The organism is Brevibacillus jepli (assembly GCF_047229145.1).
Lineage (GTDB): Bacteria > Bacillota > Bacilli > Brevibacillales > Brevibacillaceae > Brevibacillus.
In genome coordinates this window covers 1-1,271 of the sequence record NZ_JBFEFW010000083.1, presented here as the reverse complement: position 1 = coordinate 1,271, position 1,271 = coordinate 1, and the positions used below count along the sequence as shown (strand labels likewise).

Sequence of the window (1,271 nt, the reverse complement as noted above, 5' to 3'; positions counted from 1 at the left end):
TCTGAAGCAACGAAGGTCATTAACACATCAGATCTTCCGATGATAGTGATTGGTGTTTCAGATCTTCTTATTGCCGCAAGCAAATATGGAATAGTGGTGGCTGACAAATCAAAGGCAGATATCGTCAAGATGTTTTTGCAGCAAAAATGAATATCAGAATAGATTGACCGGGATACCAATGCATATCCCGGTCTTTAACGTGCTCATCAATATTGGTGAGTCTTTTCACTACACGAAGTTACAGATCAGATCACGGAAGCTTTTGTACAGTCTCCTGCCTGTTTGCTGCAAAGAATACTTGGGAAACAGACTTTCTCTGGCAAGACGACCCTTTGCTCTGGCTTCCTCTGGATGCTGTACAACATATTGCATCAATTGTTTCAAATGTTCTGTGCTCGGTTCTGCCCACAAATGGCCATGAAAATGCGGAGGCATCGTGTCCGGAACAGGACTTAACCGTTCCACATCGATCAGATAGCTGTTTTCGGAATGCATGAATTCAAGTTGACCGCTCCAATTCGTACCAATCACGGGCATTTGCATCGCCATGGCTTCCATAAACGGACGCCCCCATCCTTCTCCCCGAGTAGGGAGGACAAATGCGTCGCAAGCGGCGTAAAGACGGATCATTTCCTCTTCTGTCATGCGGGAGTCCAGCACGATGATATGAGGGAAAGATGAGAATCCCAGTTTTGATTTCATGCGATGAATCTCGTCGTGAACGTTGGCATGGGGTTCGTTGATTCTCGATATTTTCAGGATCAGAGATACGTCGTCCAATGAATTGAATGTCTCCATGTAAGCCCGAAGCAAGACATCCCAACCCTTGCGGATGCTCCAGTCAAATATGGAAAGAAACCTGAACCGCCTCGCTACATCCAAAGGATACGGATTGACTCGATCTCTTGAATAGACGGACTCATCCAGCGTGCCGGGTACAATGCGTATCTTTTTTTCATTGACACCCGATCGAATGAACGTCTCTTGGTTGAATCGGGATGGAACCCATATTTCGGTCATCTCGTTCAGTCGGACTACCCATTCAGATGGCAATCGGTCGGTTTCGAACATTGTTCTTCCGACAGATAAGGGTGCTTTGGAAGGGACGAACAAGTGAGCCGGAGCAGCCTGATAATGGATGAAGGGTTCATCCGGAATTGTCTTTTGTGACAAATTCCGATCTTCTGCCGAATCTTTTGCAGTGGAGAATGCCACAAAACAGTTGGAATGTGCCGCTGATAAACTGAAAACCCAGCGTTTGACCGCTCTTT

The 1,271-nt window shown here is 46.3% G+C and carries 1 protein-coding gene; it reads right to left on the bottom strand.

The features are described from left to right. Positions 1 to 228: 228 nt before the first annotated feature. A partial coding sequence (locus tag AB1L17_RS31335; protein ID WP_412848823.1) for a glycosyltransferase occupies positions 229 to 1,271 on the bottom strand: 1,043 nt, incomplete at its 5' end.